21 protein-coding genes are annotated in these 18,105 nt (G+C 62.3%); 16 read left to right on the plus strand and 5 right to left on the minus strand.

Features of this window, described 5'->3' with window-relative positions; translation table 11 throughout:
* Window positions 1–232 precede the first annotated feature (232 nt).
* A complete protein-coding gene (locus tag ACP7EW_RS13720) occupies window positions 233–1,441 on the plus strand; it encodes an ammonium transporter (RefSeq protein WP_426217621.1) in 1,209 nt (402 codons plus the stop codon).
* Here the strand turns inward: ACP7EW_RS13720 and ACP7EW_RS13725 are convergent.
* Complete coding sequence (locus tag ACP7EW_RS13725) at window positions 1,428–3,152, minus strand: cation:proton antiporter (RefSeq protein WP_050572360.1); 1,725 nt, start codon at window positions 3,150–3,152, stop codon at window positions 1,428–1,430. The genes ACP7EW_RS13720 and ACP7EW_RS13725 overlap by 14 nt on opposite strands.
* Before the next feature lie 147 nt (window positions 3,153–3,299).
* Here ACP7EW_RS13725 and ACP7EW_RS13730 point away from each other — a divergent pair, with 147 nt between their 5' ends.
* The 3 genes from ACP7EW_RS13730 (at window position 3,300) to ACP7EW_RS13740 (ending at window position 4,909) form a co-directional block, all read left to right on the plus strand.
* Window positions 3,300–3,536, plus strand: a complete 237-nt coding sequence (locus ACP7EW_RS13730; protein ID WP_426217623.1) for a glutaredoxin family protein — start codon at window positions 3,300–3,302, stop codon at window positions 3,534–3,536.
* A 73-nt stretch (window positions 3,537–3,609) separates the two neighbouring features.
* On the plus strand, window positions 3,610–3,945 hold the full coding sequence (locus ACP7EW_RS13735) for a hypothetical protein (RefSeq protein ID WP_016978478.1): 336 nt from the start codon (window positions 3,610–3,612) through the stop codon (window positions 3,943–3,945).
* Window positions 3,946–4,018: 73 nt separating this feature from the next.
* Window positions 4,019–4,909 carry a pseudouridine synthase gene (locus tag ACP7EW_RS13740; protein ID WP_426217625.1) on the plus strand — a complete coding sequence of 297 codons (891 nt, stop codon included), beginning with the start codon at window positions 4,019–4,021 and terminating at the stop codon, window positions 4,907–4,909.
* Between the two features lie 55 nt (window positions 4,910–4,964).
* Here the strand turns inward: ACP7EW_RS13740 and ACP7EW_RS13745 are convergent, their stop codons facing one another.
* Window positions 4,965–5,186, minus strand: coding sequence for a YgdI/YgdR family lipoprotein (locus ACP7EW_RS13745; RefSeq protein ID WP_010211805.1), 222 nt, complete (start codon window positions 5,184–5,186; stop codon window positions 4,965–4,967).
* 79 nt (window positions 5,187–5,265) lie between these two features.
* Window positions 5,266–5,868 carry a molybdenum cofactor guanylyltransferase MobA gene (gene mobA, locus ACP7EW_RS13750; protein ID WP_426217627.1) on the minus strand — a complete coding sequence of 201 codons (603 nt, stop codon included), beginning with the start codon at window positions 5,866–5,868 and terminating at the stop codon, window positions 5,266–5,268.
* Window positions 5,869–5,944: 76 nt separating this feature from the next.
* Here mobA and moaB point away from each other — a divergent pair, with 76 nt between their 5' ends.
* The 3 genes from moaB (at window position 5,945) to ACP7EW_RS13765 (ending at window position 9,053) form a co-directional block, all read left to right on the plus strand.
* On the plus strand, window positions 5,945–6,484 hold the full coding sequence (gene moaB, locus ACP7EW_RS13755; RefSeq protein WP_010211803.1) for a molybdenum cofactor biosynthesis protein B: 540 nt from the start codon (window positions 5,945–5,947) through the stop codon (window positions 6,482–6,484).
* Window positions 6,468–7,694 (plus strand): gephyrin-like molybdotransferase Glp, encoded by a 1,227-nt coding sequence (gene glp / locus ACP7EW_RS13760; protein ID WP_426130443.1) that lies wholly within the window; start codon window positions 6,468–6,470, stop codon window positions 7,692–7,694. The genes moaB and glp overlap by 17 nt, the downstream gene beginning before the upstream one ends.
* Before the next feature lie 102 nt (window positions 7,695–7,796).
* Window positions 7,797–9,053 (plus strand): hypothetical protein, encoded by a 1,257-nt coding sequence (locus ACP7EW_RS13765; RefSeq protein ID WP_426217630.1) that lies wholly within the window; start codon window positions 7,797–7,799, stop codon window positions 9,051–9,053.
* Window position 9,054: 1 nt separating this feature from the next.
* Here the strand turns inward: ACP7EW_RS13765 and ACP7EW_RS13770 are convergent, their stop codons facing one another.
* Entirely contained in the window at window positions 9,055–9,384 is a 330-nt protein-coding gene (locus tag ACP7EW_RS13770; RefSeq protein WP_033901402.1) for an EscU/YscU/HrcU family type III secretion system export apparatus switch protein, read from the minus strand.
* Entirely contained in the window at window positions 9,381–10,958 is a 1,578-nt protein-coding gene (locus tag ACP7EW_RS13775) for a flagellar hook-length control protein FliK (protein ID WP_426217632.1), read from the minus strand. The genes ACP7EW_RS13770 and ACP7EW_RS13775 overlap by 4 nt, the downstream gene beginning before the upstream one ends.
* A gap of 200 nt (window positions 10,959–11,158) precedes the next feature.
* On the opposite strand from ACP7EW_RS13775, the gene ccmA reads away from it, so the two are divergent.
* The 9 genes from ccmA to ccmI all read left to right on the plus strand — a co-directional run bounded on the left by ccmA (window position 11,159) and on the right by ccmI (window position 18,098).
* Window positions 11,159–11,794, plus strand: a complete 636-nt coding sequence (gene ccmA / locus ACP7EW_RS13780) for a cytochrome c biogenesis heme-transporting ATPase CcmA (RefSeq protein WP_426217634.1) — start codon at window positions 11,159–11,161, stop codon at window positions 11,792–11,794.
* Window positions 11,791–12,459, plus strand: coding sequence for a heme exporter protein CcmB (gene ccmB, locus ACP7EW_RS13785; RefSeq protein WP_003189951.1), 669 nt, complete (start codon window positions 11,791–11,793; stop codon window positions 12,457–12,459). The genes ccmA and ccmB overlap by 4 nt, the downstream gene beginning before the upstream one ends.
* Before the next feature lie 83 nt (window positions 12,460–12,542).
* A complete protein-coding gene (locus tag ACP7EW_RS13790; protein WP_314531555.1) occupies window positions 12,543–13,298 on the plus strand; it encodes a heme ABC transporter permease in 756 nt (251 codons plus the stop codon).
* Window positions 13,295–13,471 carry a heme exporter protein CcmD gene (gene ccmD / locus ACP7EW_RS13795; protein ID WP_061435869.1) on the plus strand — a complete coding sequence of 59 codons (177 nt, stop codon included), beginning with the start codon at window positions 13,295–13,297 and terminating at the stop codon, window positions 13,469–13,471. Before ACP7EW_RS13790 ends, ccmD begins: the two co-directional genes overlap by 4 nt.
* Window positions 13,468–13,923, plus strand: a complete 456-nt coding sequence (gene ccmE / locus ACP7EW_RS13800) for a cytochrome c maturation protein CcmE (RefSeq protein WP_426217636.1) — start codon at window positions 13,468–13,470, stop codon at window positions 13,921–13,923. Before ccmD ends, ccmE begins: the two co-directional genes overlap by 4 nt.
* A 3-nt stretch (window positions 13,924–13,926) precedes the next feature.
* Window positions 13,927–15,915, plus strand: coding sequence for a heme lyase CcmF/NrfE family subunit (locus ACP7EW_RS13805; RefSeq protein WP_033901406.1), 1,989 nt, complete (start codon window positions 13,927–13,929; stop codon window positions 15,913–15,915).
* Window positions 15,912–16,448, plus strand: coding sequence for a DsbE family thiol:disulfide interchange protein (locus tag ACP7EW_RS13810; protein ID WP_016978490.1), 537 nt, complete (start codon window positions 15,912–15,914; stop codon window positions 16,446–16,448). Before ACP7EW_RS13805 ends, ACP7EW_RS13810 begins: the two co-directional genes overlap by 4 nt.
* Window positions 16,445–16,918, plus strand: a complete 474-nt coding sequence (locus ACP7EW_RS13815; RefSeq protein WP_426217638.1) for a cytochrome c-type biogenesis protein — start codon at window positions 16,445–16,447, stop codon at window positions 16,916–16,918. Before ACP7EW_RS13810 ends, ACP7EW_RS13815 begins: the two co-directional genes overlap by 4 nt.
* Complete coding sequence (gene ccmI, locus ACP7EW_RS13820) at window positions 16,911–18,098, plus strand: c-type cytochrome biogenesis protein CcmI (RefSeq protein WP_426217640.1); 1,188 nt, start codon at window positions 16,911–16,913, stop codon at window positions 18,096–18,098. The genes ACP7EW_RS13815 and ccmI overlap by 8 nt, the downstream gene beginning before the upstream one ends.
* Window positions 18,099–18,105: the final 7 nt, after the last annotated feature.

Raw genomic sequence — 18,105 nt, forward strand, 5'->3', positions numbered from 1 at the left:
GGGCTTGCGCTGAATCTGGGCGGTCGGGCAGGAAGCCTTGAAAAACCTTACCCTAAATAACTGAAATTCGCGGAAAAACCCTGTCGGCAACGGCTTGTTGTGTTGATCGCTGCGCTAAAGCGGTTCACGCCCTCTGAAGAGGGGTGGGACCGGTGGTGCCAATTTAGTGCGCTCGACCCTGGCTTGAACCGCTTTGGTGCTTTTTGCCTTTATTGCAGGCCTGCCAACCTCCATGGAAAATTTGCAAAGTGCAGTGGACACGCTCGTCCACAGCTCCAATACCCTGTTTATCCTGATCGGCGCGGTCATGGTCCTGGCCATGCACGCCGGCTTCGCGTTCCTCGAAGTCGGTACGGTGCGCCAGAAGAACCAGGTCAACGCCTTGTCGAAGATCCTCAGCGACTTCGCCATCTCCACCCTGGCCTATTTCTTTATAGGCTATTGGATCTCCTACGGTGTGAGCTTCATGCAACCGGCAGCGGTACTCAGTGCCGATCACGGCTATGGCCTGGTGAAGTTTTTCTTCCTGCTGACCTTTGCGGCGGCGATCCCGGCGATCATTTCCGGGGGCATTGCCGAGCGTGCAAGGTTTGCTCCACAGCTCTGCGCGACCGCGTTGATCGTTGCGTTTATCTACCCGTTTTTCGAAGGCATGGTGTGGAACGGCAATTTCGGCCTGCAGGCCTGGCTGCTCGCGACCTTTGGCGCCAGCTTCCATGACTTCGCCGGTTCCGTGGTGGTGCACGCCATGGGCGGCTGGCTGGCGCTGGCGGCGGTGTTGCTGTTGGGCGCGCGCAATGGGCGCTACCGCGAAGGGCGCCTGGTGGCGTTTGCGCCGTCGAGCATTCCGTTCCTGGCGCTGGGCTCGTGGATTCTGATCGTCGGCTGGTTCGGCTTCAACGTAATGAGCGCGCAAACCCTGAACGGCGTCAGCGGTTTGGTCGCCGTCAACTCGCTGATGGCCATGGTCGGCGGCACGGTGGCAGCCCTGATCATCGGTCGCAACGACCCAGGCTTCCTGCATAACGGTCCGTTGGCCGGGTTGGTGGCGATCTGCGCCGGCTCCGACCTGATGCACCCGGTGGGCGCGCTGGTCACAGGTGTCGTGGCCGGCGGCTTGTTTGTGTGGTTCTTTATTGCGGCCCAGGACCGCTGGAAGATCGACGATGTACTGGGTGTGTGGCCCCTGCACGGTCTGTGCGGCGTGTGGGGCGGCATCGCCTGCGGCATCTTCGGCCAGACCGCGCTCGGCGGGCTGGGCGGTGTCAGCCTGATCAGCCAGTTGATCGGCACCGCCCTCGGCGTGCTGGTGGCGCTGGCCGGTGGCCTGTTGGTGTATGGCGTGATCAAGCGCGTCACCGGGCTGCGTTTGAGCCAGGAACAGGAGTATTACGGCGCGGACTTGTCGATTCACAAGATCGGCGCGGTCAGTCAGGATTGATCGGCTCGTCTGCCGGCCGATAAAAACCGTGTAGCAGGCGATAGCGGGTCTGCCGCACTTCGTCGACCCGCGCCTGAACCTGTTGGTCCGGCAGGCCCAGCAGGATCAAGGCATGGGAGGCGAGCATCAGGCTCGACTCCAGTAACTCGGGCACCACTTCACTGGCGCCTGCGGCTTTCAGTTCTGCCAGCTGGCTGTCGTCGCGGGTACGCACCAGGATTGGCACGTCGGCGTTGATCCGACGCGCTTCCTTGAGCACCACCAGCGCCACGTCGGTGTTGTCCACGGCAATCACCACCAATCGCGCACGCTCCAGGCCGACAGCACTGAGCAACGCGCCACGCCGGCAATCGCCGTAATGCACGCTGCTGTCTTCAGTGGCGGCTTCCTGCACCCGTTCCGGGTCGTCATCCAGGGCGATGAAGGTTTGTTGTTCGTTGCGCAGAAATCGCCCGATGGATTGGCCGACACGGCCATAGCCACAGATCACCGCGTGCCCGCGCAGCTCGGCGTTGAGCGCGGTGATTGCTTCCAGCTGCACCTGCTGGTTGGGTTTGCGGTGCAGGCGCAGGGCGATGGCGGGGGCGGCGCGCAGTAGCAGCGGCGTGAGCAGCATCGAGCAAAAGGTGGCCGCGAGCAGCAGGCCGTTAAATTCATCCGGGATCAACCGGCTTTGCTGCATCTGTGCCATCAATGCAAAGCAGAACTCGCCACCCTGGGCCAGGGCCAGGCCGCTGCGCCAGGCGGTTTCACTGTCGCTGCCGCGCAGTTTGACCAGCACGGCGACCACAGAGCCTTTGACCAGCATCAAGGTCAGGGTCAGGCCGAGGATCAGCAGGCTATGGCTGACGAAGAGTTGCAGGTCGATGAGCATGCCGATGCTGACGAAAAACAGCCCCAGCAGGATGTCGCGAAACGGCCGGATATCTGCCTCGATCTGATGGCGGTAATGGCTTTCGCCCAACAGCATGCCGGCCAGGAAGGCACCGAGTGCAGGGGAGAGCCCGAGCAGATGGGTGAGCCAGGCGGTCAGCAATACGATCACCAGCGCCAGCAGCACAAACAGCTCCGCTGAATGGGAGGCGGCCACTTCATGAAACAGGCGCGGCAGCAACCAGCGGCTGGCCAATAGCAGGCCGACAAACAGCACCACGGTCTTGCCCAGGGTCAGGGGCAGCGCCCAATACCAGGCTTGCTCGCCAGTGCCAGCAAACACTGGCACCAGGGTCAGCAGCAACACCGCGACCACATCCTGGAAGAGCAACACGCCAATCGCGTTCTGGCCGTGACTGCTGAAGATCTCCCCGAGGCTGGTCAGCTCCTTGCTGACGATGGCTGTGGACGACAGTGCCAGTCCTGCCCCCAACAACAGGGCGATACCCGGCGCCACACCCAGGATCATCAACAACAGTCCCAACAGCACCCCGCACCCCAACACCTGCAAGCTGCCCAGGCCAAATACAACTCGGCGCAGGGCGAGCATCCTGGTCAGGGAAAACTCCAGGCCCAGGGAAAACAGCAGGAACACCACGCCCAGTTCGGCCAGGTCGGGTAGCTCTTCACTGTCATTCACCCAGTCCAGCGCGGTGGGGCCCACGGCCAGGCCGACACACAGGTAGCCCAGCACGGGGGGCAATTGCAGGCGACGAAACAGTGCAATCACCACCAGGGATGAGGCCAGGATAATCAGCAGGTTGGCAAACACACGCATCTCCGTTGCAGGTGGGCAGGCAAAAAGCCGCGAGAATCGCTGAAACAGTTATAGGCCATGGTGACCTGGGTCAGGGTTTATAGAGTGGGCTTCAGGCGGTCACCGGGCTTAGAATGTCTGCCTGTTTTCTGATCAGGTCCCTTCGCCATGCTTCCTGAATGCCAGCTGTTCGGCACCCTGGGTTGTCACCTGTGTGAGATTGCCGAAGCCGAAATCATGCCGCTCGTCGAACACGGGTTGCTGGTGGAATTGGTGGAAATCACCGACCCCGACGACCTGACCGAAGCCTACGGCCTGCGTATTCCGGTGCTTCGCCGGGTAGACACCGGGGCGGAACTGGATTGGCCATTTGACTCACAACAGGTTGTTGCCTTCCTTCGTTAGGTTTATGCGATGGCAGGTTTCCAAATATTAAGTTACTGTATGTTTGTACAGCGATTGAATTGAGGGAACGCCCGTGGTGAATGTCGAACAACTGAAAAGCAGCGTCAATCGCATGTCCGCCGACGTCGTGCGCGACGCGGTGAACGAGCTGCGCCTCGATGGGCTGGTCACGGAAGGCAAGACGCCCTTTAACAAAGTGCATTTCAATACCTGTTTTGCCGAGATCGAGGCGCTGTTCCAGCGCGCCGGCTACCACAAGCAGCTGGATGTGGTGGGTTACCAGGGTTTGTTGTACGCATTGTACGATCCGGGCCGCTGGGAGGCAGTGGACGTGCTGCGCTGGCTCAAGGAGTTCACCGACGCCGCCAGTGCTTCGCCGATCCTGCGGGCGGAGTTGGCCAAGGCTTGAGATCCGCCCTAGGTTCAATCCCGCGCAATGCGGGATAATGCCCGCCGGTTTTGTCACAGGCTTTGAGCATTTCATGTCCACCTCCGGTTTTTCCGCGTCCCAGCACCAAGCCAGCACTTTGTATCTGCCACCCGGTTCATGGGTAACAGTGCTGGACTGCCTGTGCGAGCACTTCCCGGCGATCAGCCGCGAACACTGGCTGGACCGCATTGCGCGAGGCCGGGTGCTGGATATCAACGGCACCCCGATCACCGTCGACCTGGGCTACAAGGAAGGCTTGTGCATCTATTACTTCCGCGAAGTGCCTAACGAGAAAGTCATCCCGGTGCAGGAAACCATCCTGTATGCCGATGAGCATCTGGTGGTCGCCGACAAGCCGCACTTCCTGCCCGTGACGCCGGCCGGTGAATACGTCGAGCAAACCCTGCTGCGCCGCCTGATTCGCCGACTGGATAATCCCTCACTGGTACCGTTGCACCGCATCGACCGGCACACGGCGGGGCTGGTGCTGTTTTCGGCCAATCCGGCCAGTCGATCGGCTTATCAGCAACTGTTTCCCACACGCCGGATCGATAAATTCTACGAAGCCATCGCACCCGCTCTACCGAACCTTACGTTCCCCAGGGTGCATAAAAGCCGACTCGTCGATGGCGAGCCGTTCTTTCGCATGCACGAAGGTGATGGCGTCCCCAACACCGAAACGGCGGTGGAGGTGCGCGAGAAAAACGGCGATCTGTGGCGCTACGGCCTGTTCCCGGTGACCGGCAAGAAGCACCAGCTGCGCGTGCACATGAGCGCCCTCGGCGCGAGTATCTGCAACGACCCGTTCTACCCCCACGTGATCAAGGACGCGGTAGACGATTACGCCAACCCCCTCAAACTGCTGGCCCAGGGCGTGCGTTTTATTGACCCGGTCACGGGGGAGGAACGCAGTTTCCGCAGTAGGATCACCCTGGACTGGTAACCCCCGGAAACAACAAGGCCCGCGCGAGGCGGGCCTTGATGGCAAACGCTAAGAGTTACAGGTCTTTAACGGTGCGAACCTGATCTTTGTTGATGCGGGTGCGCTTGCCGTCAAGTTGTTCGAATTCGTAGAAACCCGAATCTTCGTTGTATTTCGGGGTGTCGACGGCCTGGATTTCGCGACCGTCATTCAGGGTGATCACTGTCGGCGAGGCGCAACCGGCGAGGGTGGCGAGGCCCAGTGCAAGCATGAGAGCGGCGATGGTCCGTTGAGTCATGAGTCTGTCTCCGAGAGAATACTTTTTAATGGCTGACCTTGTGACGCATGCAGCATCGACAAAGTTCCGGGTGCGAGGTTCATTCTGACACGCCCGACGGCGTCTGTAACAGCTCCAGCGTATTAAGGTTGGCCAGGCGCGGGTCATCTGCCGGGCATTCCAGGCCCACGCCGCCCAGCTGTAGGAAGAGCTTGCGCGGGCTGCGCTCACCGGCGTGCCAGGCCCTGTCCACCGCATCGCGCAGGCCGGTGGGCACGATGCAGATCAACGGTTCCCAGAACTCACCATGGCGCACCATCACCGGCAGCAGCGGGTTGTGTTGCGCGGTCTCACGCAGCGCCTGGATCAGCCCTGCGTCGATATGCGGCACATCGCACGGCAATATCAGCAGGTGCGCATGGCGTGCGGCGGCGAGTCCCGCACGGATACCGGCGAGGGGGCCGGGGAAGTCCGGGCTGTCGTCGCTCACCAGTCGGTCGGCATAGGCGGCGTACTGCTGTGGGTTGCGATTGCACGAGATGATCAGGTCGTCCGTGAGCGGTCGCACCAAGTTCTGCAAATGCGCAATCAACGGCTGGCCACGCCACTCCAGCAGGCCTTTGTCCTGGCCGCCCATGCGCTGGCCGCGCCCACCAGACAGCAGCAAAACCGAACAGGGCAGTGGGGACGAATCGATAGGCATGGCAGTTCCGCAGCGGCAGCAAAAGGGGGGCCTGTGATATAACATCGGGCTGTTCCTTCGACAACCGGACCGTGCCATGAAAGCCAAGGCAGATGCGCCCTTCGTACCTCTGAATATTGCTGTATTGACCGTCAGCGACACTCGCACCCTCGACACAGATACCTCCGGCCAAGTCTTCGTCGACCGCCTGACGGCCGCCGGCCACCACCTGGCCGAGCGCGTGCTGCTCAAGGACGACCTCTACAAGATCCGCGCCCAGGTCGCCCACTGGATCGCCGAAGACGTGGTGCAAGTCGTGCTGATCACCGGCGGCACCGGCTTCACCGGTCGTGACAGCACCCCCGAAGCGGTGAGCTGCCTGCTGGACAAACAGGTGGACGGCTTTGGCGAACTGTTCCGCCAGATTTCCGTAGCCGACATCGGCACCTCCACCGTGCAGTCCCGCGCCTTGGCGGGTTTGGCCAATGGCACGCTGGTGTGCTGCCTACCGGGCTCCACCAATGCGGTGCGTACCGGCTGGGACGGCATCCTTGCAGAGCAATTGGACAACCGTCACCGCCCGTGCAACTTCGTCCCGCACCTGAAACAGGCCGAGCCTTGTGAATCCCGTGGGTAAGCCCGGCAAGACCGGCGCGCTGCTGCCGGTGGAAGACGCTTTGGCTCAACTGCTGGCGATGGCCGAAGCCGCACCGATCCGTGAGCAGGAAAGCCTGTTGCTGGCGGATTGCGATGGTCGTGTACTGGCGCAAGACCTGATCTCCACCCTCGACCTGCCGCCGTGGCCGAACAGCGCCATGGATGGTTATGCCGTGCGGTTGGCGGACTGGACCGGCGAACCCCTGGTGGTCAGCCAACGCATTTTCGCAGGCCAGGCGCCACACCCCCTGGCCGCCGGTACCTGCGCCCGTATCTTCACCGGCGCCCCCGTACCGGAAGGGGCCGACTGCGTGGAGATGCAGGAGAACGCCGTGGTCCACGCCGATGGGCGCGTGAGCTTCACCGAACCCCTGCACCTCGACCAGAACATCCGCCCCCAGGGCCAGGAAACCACCGTAGGCGAGCTTGTTTTAACGGCTGGCACGCGCCTGGGCCCGATTGAACTGGGGCTGGCGGCGTCCCTCGGCCATGATCGCCTGGCAGTGATCCGCCGCCCACGCGTGGCAGTTCTGTCCACCGGCGATGAGTTGATCGAACCGGGCTTGCCGCTCGGGCCGGGGCAGATCTATAACAGCAACCGGCGCGTGCTGTGCTCATGGCTTACGCGCATGGGCTGTGAAGTGATTGACGCTGGCATCCTGCCCGACGATCTGGAGCAAACCCGCGCGTGCCTGGGCGGTTTGGGCCGTGTCGACTTGATTCTGTCCACGGGCGGTGTGTCGGTGGGCGAGGCGGATTTCCTTGGGATCGCCCTGCGTGAAGAGGGTGAGCTGGCGTTATGGAAACTGGCGATCAAACCGGGCAAGCCGCTGACGTTCGGCCACTTCCGTGGCGTGCCGGTGATCGGGCTGCCCGGTAACCCGGCGTCGACGTTGGTCACGTTCGCGCTGCTGGCACGCCCTTATCTGCTGCGCCGCCAAGGTGTGCAGGACGTCGAGCCACTGCGTTTCGACGTGCCGGTGGGGTTCGAGTGGCCCAAACCGGGCAACCGCCGCGAATACTTGCGCGGTCGCATCGAGCAAGGCAAAGCGATCATCTACCGCAACCAGAGCTCCGGCGTGCTGCGCAGTGCGGCGTGGGCGGAAGGGTTTGTGGAGGTGTTGGAAGGCACGACGCTGGCTATCGGCGACCGGGTCAACTTCATTCCCTTGAGTGAGGTATTTGGCTGACACACAGTTCACCGGTGGCGGGCGCACAGTCAAGATAAGTCCTATGAGCCAAGCAGGGCGGGCAGGCTAATTTTTCGAGTCCCGGTTACTGGAGGACTGAAGATGACTATCCAACCTGCTGCATCCGTTCATGGCGTGGCGGCACCCGTGCATGCCGAACCTGGCTTGCCCACGGCAGCGTCAATCAATTCAAGCACTGCGCGTAGCGTTTTGAGTCAATTGATCGGCAGGCCGCTTTCCGAGAACACTTATCGGGAGCGGCTTGCCTGCATGATCGCCGATCCGAGCATCACTTCCTGGCAGGCGCTGACGCGTAACCCTGGCCAGTTGCAGCGGCTGCAGGATAATGAGCGCCTGAGTTGGTCCGATCCGGCCGCAGCTGACAAAAGCATGCCGACGTTGGCCCAGGCCCTGGGCAAGAAAAATGTCTGGCTGCCCGAGGTCGACAGCCTCAATGCCAACATCCTGAAGAACCTGACGGTACAAGTGGCAGAAAAATACCTGGCGCAATTCCAGTCCATTCTTCAAGACCCGGCACCTGCCTTGTCGCAGGATGTCTCGATAGTCCGCGGTGCGCCATCAGCGGGTAAAACCACCTTTCTCACCGGCCAGTTCGCGCTCAACACCGATGTTGTCAAAAACATGATCCAGAACCGTATGCCCGGCACGAGCATGTTGCAGGTGCATGACCAGGGCGCGGCGTTGGTTCAGCAGTTCATGGGCCCCATGGAAAAGCGCCTGGGGCAGCCACTGACGCGAGATGCGTTGTACCTGTGGCCAAACGATTTCAACCAGAAAATCGCCGATATCGCACGCTTGAGCCAGGAACCCAAGTTGCACTTCCACGATATCCAGGTGGACCTGGCGACCTTGTGCTGTCGGATTCTCAAGCGTGGCACCGATGAGGCGGTGATGGACTTCAATGTCCTGAGCCAGTTTTTCAGCGCGGGCCTGGAGCATCGTGGCCCAAGTATCGAGTCGGTCAAGAACAGTCAGGACGGGCTAAAGGAATATTCGCTGTCGGCCTGGAACGGTCAGCAGAACGTGCTCGTTGCTCAACGCGCACCCGGTGCCCAGGATTTTGTGATCAAGGATCAGGCCCTGTTCGATAAAGTGACTGCCCGGGATAGCCGTTCCATACAGGCAGAGGTAGAGAGTGTTCGCAGCACCGTGATTGACGCGCCGTTCATCGAGGCCTTCACTGCTCCACTTCCGCCCGCGCAGGCGAGTGCATTTGGCGCGGCATTGCGGCGGTATGAGGGGCAGACGTTCGAGCAGGCGTTGAAACAGCACGCTCAGCGCATGCCGGTTGCTACCTCGGTAGCGGCCCGCGTGTTGGCCGGTGTGAGGCCCGGCTGATTCAGTAGTCATCCCCTCGTTCGGTCACGTCGCGCTCTACCGGCGCGGCGTGCGGGTCGTACCCCACCGGGAACTTGCCCTTCAGCGTCCAGGCAAAGGCAATGATCTCGGCAATCGTGCGGTACAACTCCTCTGGAATACTGTCACCCAGTTCCATCCGCGCGAGCAGTTTGACCAGCTCGGCGTTTTCATAGATCGGCACTTCGTTTTCGCGCGCCAGCTTCAGGATGGCTTCCGCCAGGGCATCGTCGCCCTTGGCGGTCAGGGTGGGTGCTTGCTGGCCGTCGTACTTGAGGGCAATCGCCTGGCGCGGTGGTGTTGGGTTTTTCATGCGGTTTCATCCACCCAGCGTTGCTCCAGTCCGGTTTTCGGCCCGCGTGGCGGGGTGCCGAGGTGGCAATCGAGGTCGCCGACATTGATGCCAGACGTCACCAGGCGTTCGCGCAAGCTGCCCAAGTGGCTTTCGATCAAACTGGCGGTGAATGGCCGCGAGGCCCACAACTGGCTGGACAGTTTGCCCTGGCTCAATTGCGCCTGCACCTGCAGCGGCCCCAGCGGCTCCATGTCGAAGGCCAGTTCGACGCGCCAGAGCATCTGCTTGGCGTCCTTTTTATCTTTGCGTTCGGGCTGGTCCTTGTCCGGCGCCGGTTCTTCGCGCTGGAACTTGACCTGCAATGGGACGATGTCTTGCAACGTGCGCATGGGGATTTCCAGCTGCCAGGTGGTTTGCAGACGGCCGTCGGCGGTGGTGCCGGTCTGTTCCAGGCTCGACAACTGATGGCTCTGCAGCCGCGAGATCGCCCCGGCGGCCAGGCGCAGCAGGTTTTCCAGGTCGCCTTCGCCCTCCAGTTTCGCCATCAGCCGTTCGGGCAAGGGGAAGCCGGCGGGTATCTGGCGGGCGCTGACCTGGCCGAGGGTGTTCAAAGGGCTGCGCACGAAGTTGGGCAGCACCTGGGCCAGGGTGTTGGCGGCGAGGATGGCAGTCATATTGGTGCTGGCGGGCAGGGTCGGTAGCAAGTCGGCGACCAGGCGCAGCAGGGCGCCTTTCATGTCCAGCGGTGGGACTTGCGGGTTTTGCCCGGCGAGCAGCTTGGCTTCCAGAAAGGCACCGCTGTTCTGGATGACTTGCGCCAGTACCTTGGGGTTGCTGACCTGGGCCAGGTCGGGCAGGGCGGCGAGTAAACGCTCGGCAGCGCCGCGCAGCTCGGCGGAGGTGCTGTCGCCGCGTGGCAGGTTCTGCAGCGCCGTGAAGACGGCATCCAGCGAGCCTTGGCGACTTTGCTGGGTCGACAGTTGTTGGGTGACGGCCAACTGATCCTTGAGCCCGCTCAGCGGCACAAAGCTTAAGGTCTGCGCGTTCTGTACCACGGCACTGAGCAGGCTGCCGACGCGCAACGGCTGCGGGCTTTCCACGGTCAGGGTCGCGCCAGTCAGTGCGCTGTTGAGCACGGTGACCAGCGAGCGATAGATCGCCGGTTGCGCCGTGCCCTGGGGCAACATCTGGGTGGTCAGCACCTTGGCCTGAAGCAGCGAGCCCACCGGCATCTGGTTCGTGTCGATGCGGGTCAGGGCGGCGACATTGGCGCTCAAGGCCTGTTGCAGGCTGAGGGTCAGGTTGCCGGTGGGCGTCTGGCTCACCGCCACATTGCTGCCCAGCGGCAGTGGCTGCGGGCTGCTGGCCTGCACCAGCGTCTGACGGCCGCCTTCAAGGGTCAGCTTGAGCAGCAACTGAAAGGCTTCACCGCCTTGTTTCAGGGCGATGACTTCGGCGTTCGCGGTTTTCCCAGGGTCGATCAGGCCGATCTGCGGCTCCAGCAGTTTCAGCAACTCGCCGGCCGCAGGCGCAGGGCCGGGCCCGGCTGCCGGGGCGGGTGGAAGCGTAGGAAGGTTGATCTCACCGGTCATCGCGCGCGTCGTCTCTGGGGAAATTGCCCTCTTTAGAGTAGGGCATCACATGTATAATGCCGCCCGTCTGCAAAGAGAGCGGTAAAAACCTCACAACTATTTGATCCAGCTCTCTAAAATCGGTCGCCAAAGCCGTTATTGTGCATTTCTCTTTAACGGCCGCTGCACCGCCGACTTGAACCGTAAAGGCCCGCGATCTTTTGACCAGCCCTCTTCTTGAAGCCGTAGCGCTCTCCTGTGAACGCGACCTGCGCCTGCTGTTCGAGCACCTCGAACTGCGGCTGACGGGCGGCGACATGGTGCAGGTCAGCGGCCCCAACGGCAGCGGCAAGACCAGTTTGCTGCGCCTGTTGGCCGGGTTGATGCAGCCGACGGCTGGGGAAGTTCGCCTGAACGGCAAGGCCCTCAACGAACAACGTACCGAACTGGCGCGCAACCTGATCTGGATCGGCCACGCCGCCGGCATCAAGGACGTGCTCACCGCCGAAGAGAACCTCAGCTGGCTCAGCGCCTTGCATCATCCCGCGTCCCATGATGCGATCTGGCAGGCCCTGGCCGCCGTCGGCCTCAAGGGCTTTGAAGACGTTCCCTGCCACACCTTGTCCGCCGGCCAGCAGCGCCGCGTGGCCTTGGCGCGTTTGTATCTGCCGGGCCCGCCGCTGTGGATTCTCGACGAGCCCTTCACCGCCCTCGACAAACAAGGCGTCGCCCAGCTGGAAGAACACCTGGCCCAGCATTGTGAGCAGGGCGGTCTGGTCATCCTCACGACCCACCACACCCTGACGCGCATGCCCGCCGGCTACCGTGATCTTGACCTGGGGCGGTGGTCGGCATGAGCGTATTCGCCCTGTTGGTCGCCCGTGAAGCGCGCTTGCTCTGCCGTCGCCCGGCGGAATTGGCCAACCCGCTGGTGTTCTTCGCGATTGTCATTGCGTTGTTCCCGTTGGCAGTCGGCCCCGAGACTAAACTGTTGCAAACCTTGTCCCCAGGACTGGTGTGGGTGGCCGCGCTTTTATCGGTCCTGCTCTCGCTGGATGGGCTGTTTCGCAGTGATTTCGAAGACGGTTCCCTGGAACAGTGGGTCCTTTCGTCGCACCCCCTGCCACTTCTGGTACTGGCCAAGGTACTGGCACACTGGGCTTTTTCCGGCTTGGCGCTAGTCTTGCTCTCGCCGCTGCTGGCGATGATGCTGGGCTTGCCCGTCGAATGCCTGCCGGTGTTGCTCCTGTCCTTGTTGCTCGGTACGCCGGTGCTCAGCCTGTTGGGGGCGGTGGGCGCAGCGTTGACCGTGGGTTTGAAGCGGGGCGGCCTCTTACTGGCCCTGTTGATTCTGCCTTTGTATATCCCGGTGTTGATCCTGGGCAGCGGTGCTTTGCAGGCCGCGCTCATGGGCATGCCGGCGACCGGTTACCTCCTGTGGCTTGGTAGCCTGACCGCCCTGGCGGTAACCCTGACACCCTTTGCTATAGCGGCCGGCCTGAAGATCAGCGTCGGCGAATAATGAGGTCTGGTTAAGCGTTGTCTTAACCAGTAAAGACCCTAAGCTTTTCGCAACGACGAAAAGCTACCGTGATGGAAACAGCAATGAACTGGACCTGGTTTCACAAGCTCGGCTCGCCCAAATGGTTCTATGGCATCAGCGGCAAGCTGCTGCCGTGGTTGAGCATCGCTGCCGTATTGCTGATCGGCATCGGCCTGGTCTGGGGCCTGGCCTTCGCGCCGCCGGACTACCAGCAAGGCAACAGCTTTCGCATCATCTATATCCACGTGCCCGCCGCGATGCTGGCCCAGTCCTGCTACGTGATGCTGGCCGTGTGTGGCATCGTCGGCCTGGTGTGGAAAATGAAACTCGCGGACGTGGCCCTGCAATGCGCCGCGCCCATTGGCGCGTGGATGACCGCCGTGGCGCTGGTCACCGGCGCAATCTGGGGCAAACCCACCTGGGGTTCGTGGTGGGTGTGGGATGCGCGACTAACGTCGATGCTGATCCTGCTGTTCCTGTACTTCGGTCTGATTGCCCTGGGCAACGCGATCAGCAATCGTGACAGTGCCGCCAAGGCCTGTGCGGTGCTGGCGATTGTTGGCGTGATCAACATCCCGATCATCAAATACTCGGTGGAGTGGTGGAACACCCTGCACCAGGGCGCCACCTTCACCCTCACCGAAAAACCGGCAATGCCCGTGGAAATGTGGGCGCCGCTGCTGCTGATGGTGTTGGGGTTCTACTGTTTCTTCGGCGCGGTGCTGCTGATGCGCATGCGCCTTGAAGTGCTCAAGCGTGAAGCCCGCGCCAGCTGGGTCAAGGCCGAAGTGCAAAACAGCCTGGGAGCGCGCGCATGAGTTTTGCTTCTTTCAGCGAGTTTCTCGCCATGGGCCATCACGGCCTGTACGTCTGGACGGCCTATGGCATCTGCCTGGCGGTGCTGGCCCTCAACGTCGCCGCGCCGATCCTGGCCCGCAAGCGTTACCTGCAACAAGAGGCGCGTCGTCTGCGCCGGGAGACCGAAAAGTGAATCCGCTGCGTAGAAAGCGTCTGTTGATCATCCTTGCCATACTGGCCGGCGTCGGCATTGCCGTGGCCCTGGCCTTGAGTGCCCTGCAGCAGAACATCAACCTGTTCTACACCCCGACCCAGATCGCCAATGGCGAAGCCCCTGTCGATACGCGGATTCGCGCCGGCGGCATGGTGGAGCAGGGCTCGCTGAAGCGTTCCGGTGACTCCCTGGACGTGACGTTCATAGTCACCGACTTCAACAAAGCCGTGACCATCACCTACCGCGGTATCCTCCCGGACTTGTTCCGCGAAGGCCAGGGCATCGTCGCCCTGGGCAAGCTCAACGCCGACGGCGTGGTGGTCGCCGATGAAGTGCTGGCCAAGCACGATGAAAAATACATGCCGCCGGAAGTCACCAAGGCCCTGAAAGACAGCGGCCAATCCGCGCCAACGCCAGCGAAGGAGGGCTAAGTGATGACGTCCGCACTGTTTATTCCGGAGCTGGGCCAGTTGGCGATGATCCTCGCCCTGTGTTTTGCCGTCGTCCAGGCCGTGGTGCCGTTGCTCGGCGCCTGGCGTGGCGACCGCCTGTGGATGAGCCTGGCGCAGCCGGCCGCCTGGGGCCAGTTTGCCTTTTTGCTGTTCGCCTTTGGTTGCCTGACCTACGCCTTCATGACCGACGACTTTTCCGTCGCCTATGTCGCCAATAACTCCAACACCGCTTTGCCCTGGTACTACAAGTTCAGCGCCGTGTGGGGCGCCCACGAAGGTTCGCTGCTGCTGTGGGCGCTGATTCTCGGCGGCTGGACCTTCGCCGTGTCGGTGTTCTCGCGCCAACTGCCGCAAGTCATGCTGGCGCGGGTGCTGGCGGTGATGGGCATGATCAGTATCGGTTTCCTCCTGTTCCTGATCATGACCTCCAACCCGTTCAGCCGCATCCTGCCGCAGATTCCTACAAACGGGCATGACCTCAACCCATTGCTGCAAGACATCGGCCTGATCGTGCACCCACCGATGCTCTACATGGGTTACGTGGGTTTCTCCGTGGCCTTTGCTTTCGCCATCGCCGCCTTGCTCGGTGGGCGCCTCGATGCGGCCTGGGCGCGCTGGTCGCGGCCGTGGACCATCGTCGCCTGGGCTTTCCTCGGGATTGGTATCACCTTGGGGTCGTGGTGGGCGTATTACGAACTCGGCTGGGGCGGCTGGTGGTTCTGGGACCCGGTGGAAAACGCCTCCTTCATGCCTTGGCTGGTGGGCACGGCGCTGATTCACTCGCTGGCCGTCACCGAAAAGCGCGGCGTGTTCAAAAGCTGGACGGTGTTGCTGGCCATCGCGGCATTTTCTCTAAGCCTGCTCGGCACTTTCCTGGTGCGTTCCGGCGTGTTGACCTCCGTGCATGCGTTCGCCTCCGACCCGGAGCGCGGCGTGTTCATCCTGATCTTCCTGCTGTTTGTGGTCGGCGGGTCCCTGACGTTGTTCGCCCTGCGCGCGCCAGTGGTCAAGAGCCAGGTCGGCTTCAACCTGTGGTCGCGGGAAACCCTGTTGCTGGGCAACAACCTGGTGTTGGTGGTGGCGGCGTCGATGATTCTGCTCGGCACGCTTTACCCCTTGGTGCTGGATGCCCTGAGCGGCGCCAAGCTGTCCGTCGGCCCGCCGTACTTCAACGCGTTGTTCATTCCATTGATGGGCTTGTTGATGGTGGTGATGGCGGTCGGCGTGCTGGTGCGCTGGAAAGACACCCCGGTTAAATGGCTGGCGGGCATGCTGATGCCGGTGCTGTTGGGCAGCGTGGCCTTGGCGGTGATCGCCGGGTTTGCCTACGGCGATTTCAACTGGGCGGTGCTCGCGACCTTCCTGCTCGCCGCCTGGGTATTGCTGGCCGGCGTGCGTGACATCGTCGACAAGACCCGCCACAAAGGCCTGATCAAAGGCCTGCCCAGCCTGACCCGCAGCTATTGGGGCATGCAGATCGCCCACATTGGCATCGCCGTGTGCGCCCTGGGCGTGGTGTTGTCCAGCCAGAACAGCGCCGAGCGCGACCTGCGCCTGGCGCCGGGTGAGTCCATGGACCTGGCCGGTTACCACTTCATCTTCGAGGGTGCCAAGCACTTCGAAGGTCCGAACTTCACGTCAGACAAAGGCACCGTTCGTGTCGTGCGCAACGGCAGGGAAATCGCCGTGCTGCACCCGGAAAAACGCCTGTACACCGTGCAGAGTTCGATGATGACCGAGGCCGGCATCGACGCCGGTTTCACCCGCGACCTGTATGTGGCGTTGGGCGAACCCTTGGGCGACGGCGCCTGGGCCGTGCGCGTGCACGTCAAACCGTTCGTACGCTGGATCTGGTTCGGCGGCCTGCTCACCGGTTTCGGTGGTTTGCTGGCCGCGCTGGACCGCCGTTATCGGGTCAAGGTCAAGAGTCGGGTGCGTGAAGCACTGGGCCTGCAAGGAGCGGCGGCATGAAGCGTTGGTTGATGGTTGTACCGCTGGCGATGTTTCTGGTGGTTGCGGTGTTCTTGTATCGCGGGTTGTACCTGGACCCGGCCGAGCTGCCCTCGGCGATGATCGGCAAGCCGTTCCCGGCGTTTTCGCTGCCGACTGTGCAGGGCGACAAAACCCTGACCCAGGCCGACCTGCTGGGCAAACCGGCGCTGGTCAACGTGTGGGGCACCTGGTGCATCTCCTGCCGCGTTGAACACCCGGTGCTGAACAAGCTGGCCGAGAAAGGCGTGGTGATCTACGGCATCAACTACAAGGACGACAATGCGGCGGCCTTGAAGTGGCTGGCCGAGTTCCACAACCCGTACCAGCTGGATATCCGCGATGAAGACGGCAACCTCGGCCTGAACCTCGGCGTCTATGGCGCCCCGGAAACCTTCTTCATCGACGCCAAGGGCGTGATCCGCGACAAGTACGTCGGCGTGATCGACGAAGTGGTCTGGCGCGAGCAACTGGCCGCCAAGTACCAGGCGCTGGTCGATGAGGCCAAGCCATGAAGCGTCTGTTAGCCGCTGCGGTCCTGGCGCTTGGACTGGTCGGCGTGGCCCATGCCGCCATCGACACCTACGAATTCGCCAAGGACGGTGACCGCGAACGCTTTCGTGAACTGACCAAGGAACTGCGCTGCCCCAAGTGCCAGAACCAGGACATTGCCGACTCCAACGCACCCATCGCCGCCGACCTGCGCAAAGAGATCTTCCGCATGCTGGGGGAGGGCAAGGACAACCAGCAGATCATCGACTTCATGGTCGATCGCTACGGTGATTTCGTGCGCTACAAACCGGCCCTCACCGGCAAGACCGCGCTGCTCTGGTTCGGCCCTGCCGGGCTGTTGTTGGCCGGCGTCGTCGTCATGGCCGTGATCGTGCGCCGCCGTCGCGTCGCGCCGACTGACGGCTCCGACGCGCTGTCCCCTGATGAGCGTAAACGCCTCGACCAATTGCTGGACACCAAGACTGATGATTGATTTCTGGCTCGCAGCCGGCTTGCTGCTTCTGATTGCCCTGAGTTTCCTGCTGATCCCTGTACTGCGCGGCCGCCGCGCCCAGCGTGAAGAGGATCGCACCGCGCTGAACGTGGCGCTCTACCAAGAACGTGTGGCCGAGCTGCAAGTGCAGCAGGACGAAGGCGTGCTCAACGCAGCCCAACTCGACACCGGCCGCGCTGAAGCTGCGCGCGAATTGCTGGCCGACACCGAAGGCGTGGAAAAACCGCGTGAATCGCGTCTGGGCAAGCCATTGCCCTTTTTGGCGGCGTTTCTGGTGCCTGTCCTGGGCGTTGCGCTGTACCTGCATTACGGGGCCAGCGACAAGGTCGAACTGACCCGCGAGTTCTCCCAGCCGCCGGTGTCCATGGAAGACATGACCCACCGCCTGGAGCGCGCTGCCGCCGCCCAACCGGATTCGCCGGAAGGCCTGTATTTCCTCGGCCGTGCCTACATGGCCCAGGACCGTTCCGCCGATGCGGCCAAGGTCTTCGAACGCACCGTGGCCCTGGCCGGGCGCCAGCCGGAACTGCTCGGCCAGTGGGCCCAGGCGCAGTACTTTGCCGACAACAAACAGTGGTCGCCCAAGGTTCAGGCGCTGACCGATGAAGCCTTGCAGCTGGATCCGAAGGAAGTCACCAGCCTTGGCCTGTTGGGTATCGCGGCCTTTGAAGGTCAGCGTTATCAGGAGGCGATTGACTACTGGAACCGTCTGCTGGCTCAACTGCCGCCGGAAGACAACTCCCGCGCAGCGCTGCAAGGGGGCATTGATCGCGCTGCTGAGAAGCTGAAAGAAAGCGGCGTCACCGTCGCCCCTCAAAAAAACGCGATGAAGGTTCGGGTAGATCTGAGCGCCGACGTGAAGGCCAAAGCCCTGCCCACTGACAGCGTATTCATCTTTGCTCGTGCGGTCTCCGGCCCACCGGCGCCATTGGCGGCCAAACGCGTCACGGTTGCCGAACTGCCGATCACCGTCGAATTGGGCGATGCCGACGCAATGATGCCGCAGTTGAAACTGTCGAACTTCCCCGAAGTCCAACTGGTTGCGCGCATATCCCGGGCTGGTGTTCCGACAGCTGGCGAGTGGATCGGCCGCAGCCAACCCTTGGCCAGCAGCACGACTGCCTTGCAGCAGCTGACCATCGACAGTCCGGACAAGTAAATCGAGG

Origin of the sequence: Pseudomonas sp. DWRC2-2, from assembly GCF_049897885.1 — a bacterium.
Taxonomy (GTDB): Bacteria; Pseudomonadota; Gammaproteobacteria; order Pseudomonadales; family Pseudomonadaceae; genus Aquipseudomonas; species Aquipseudomonas azotoformans_A.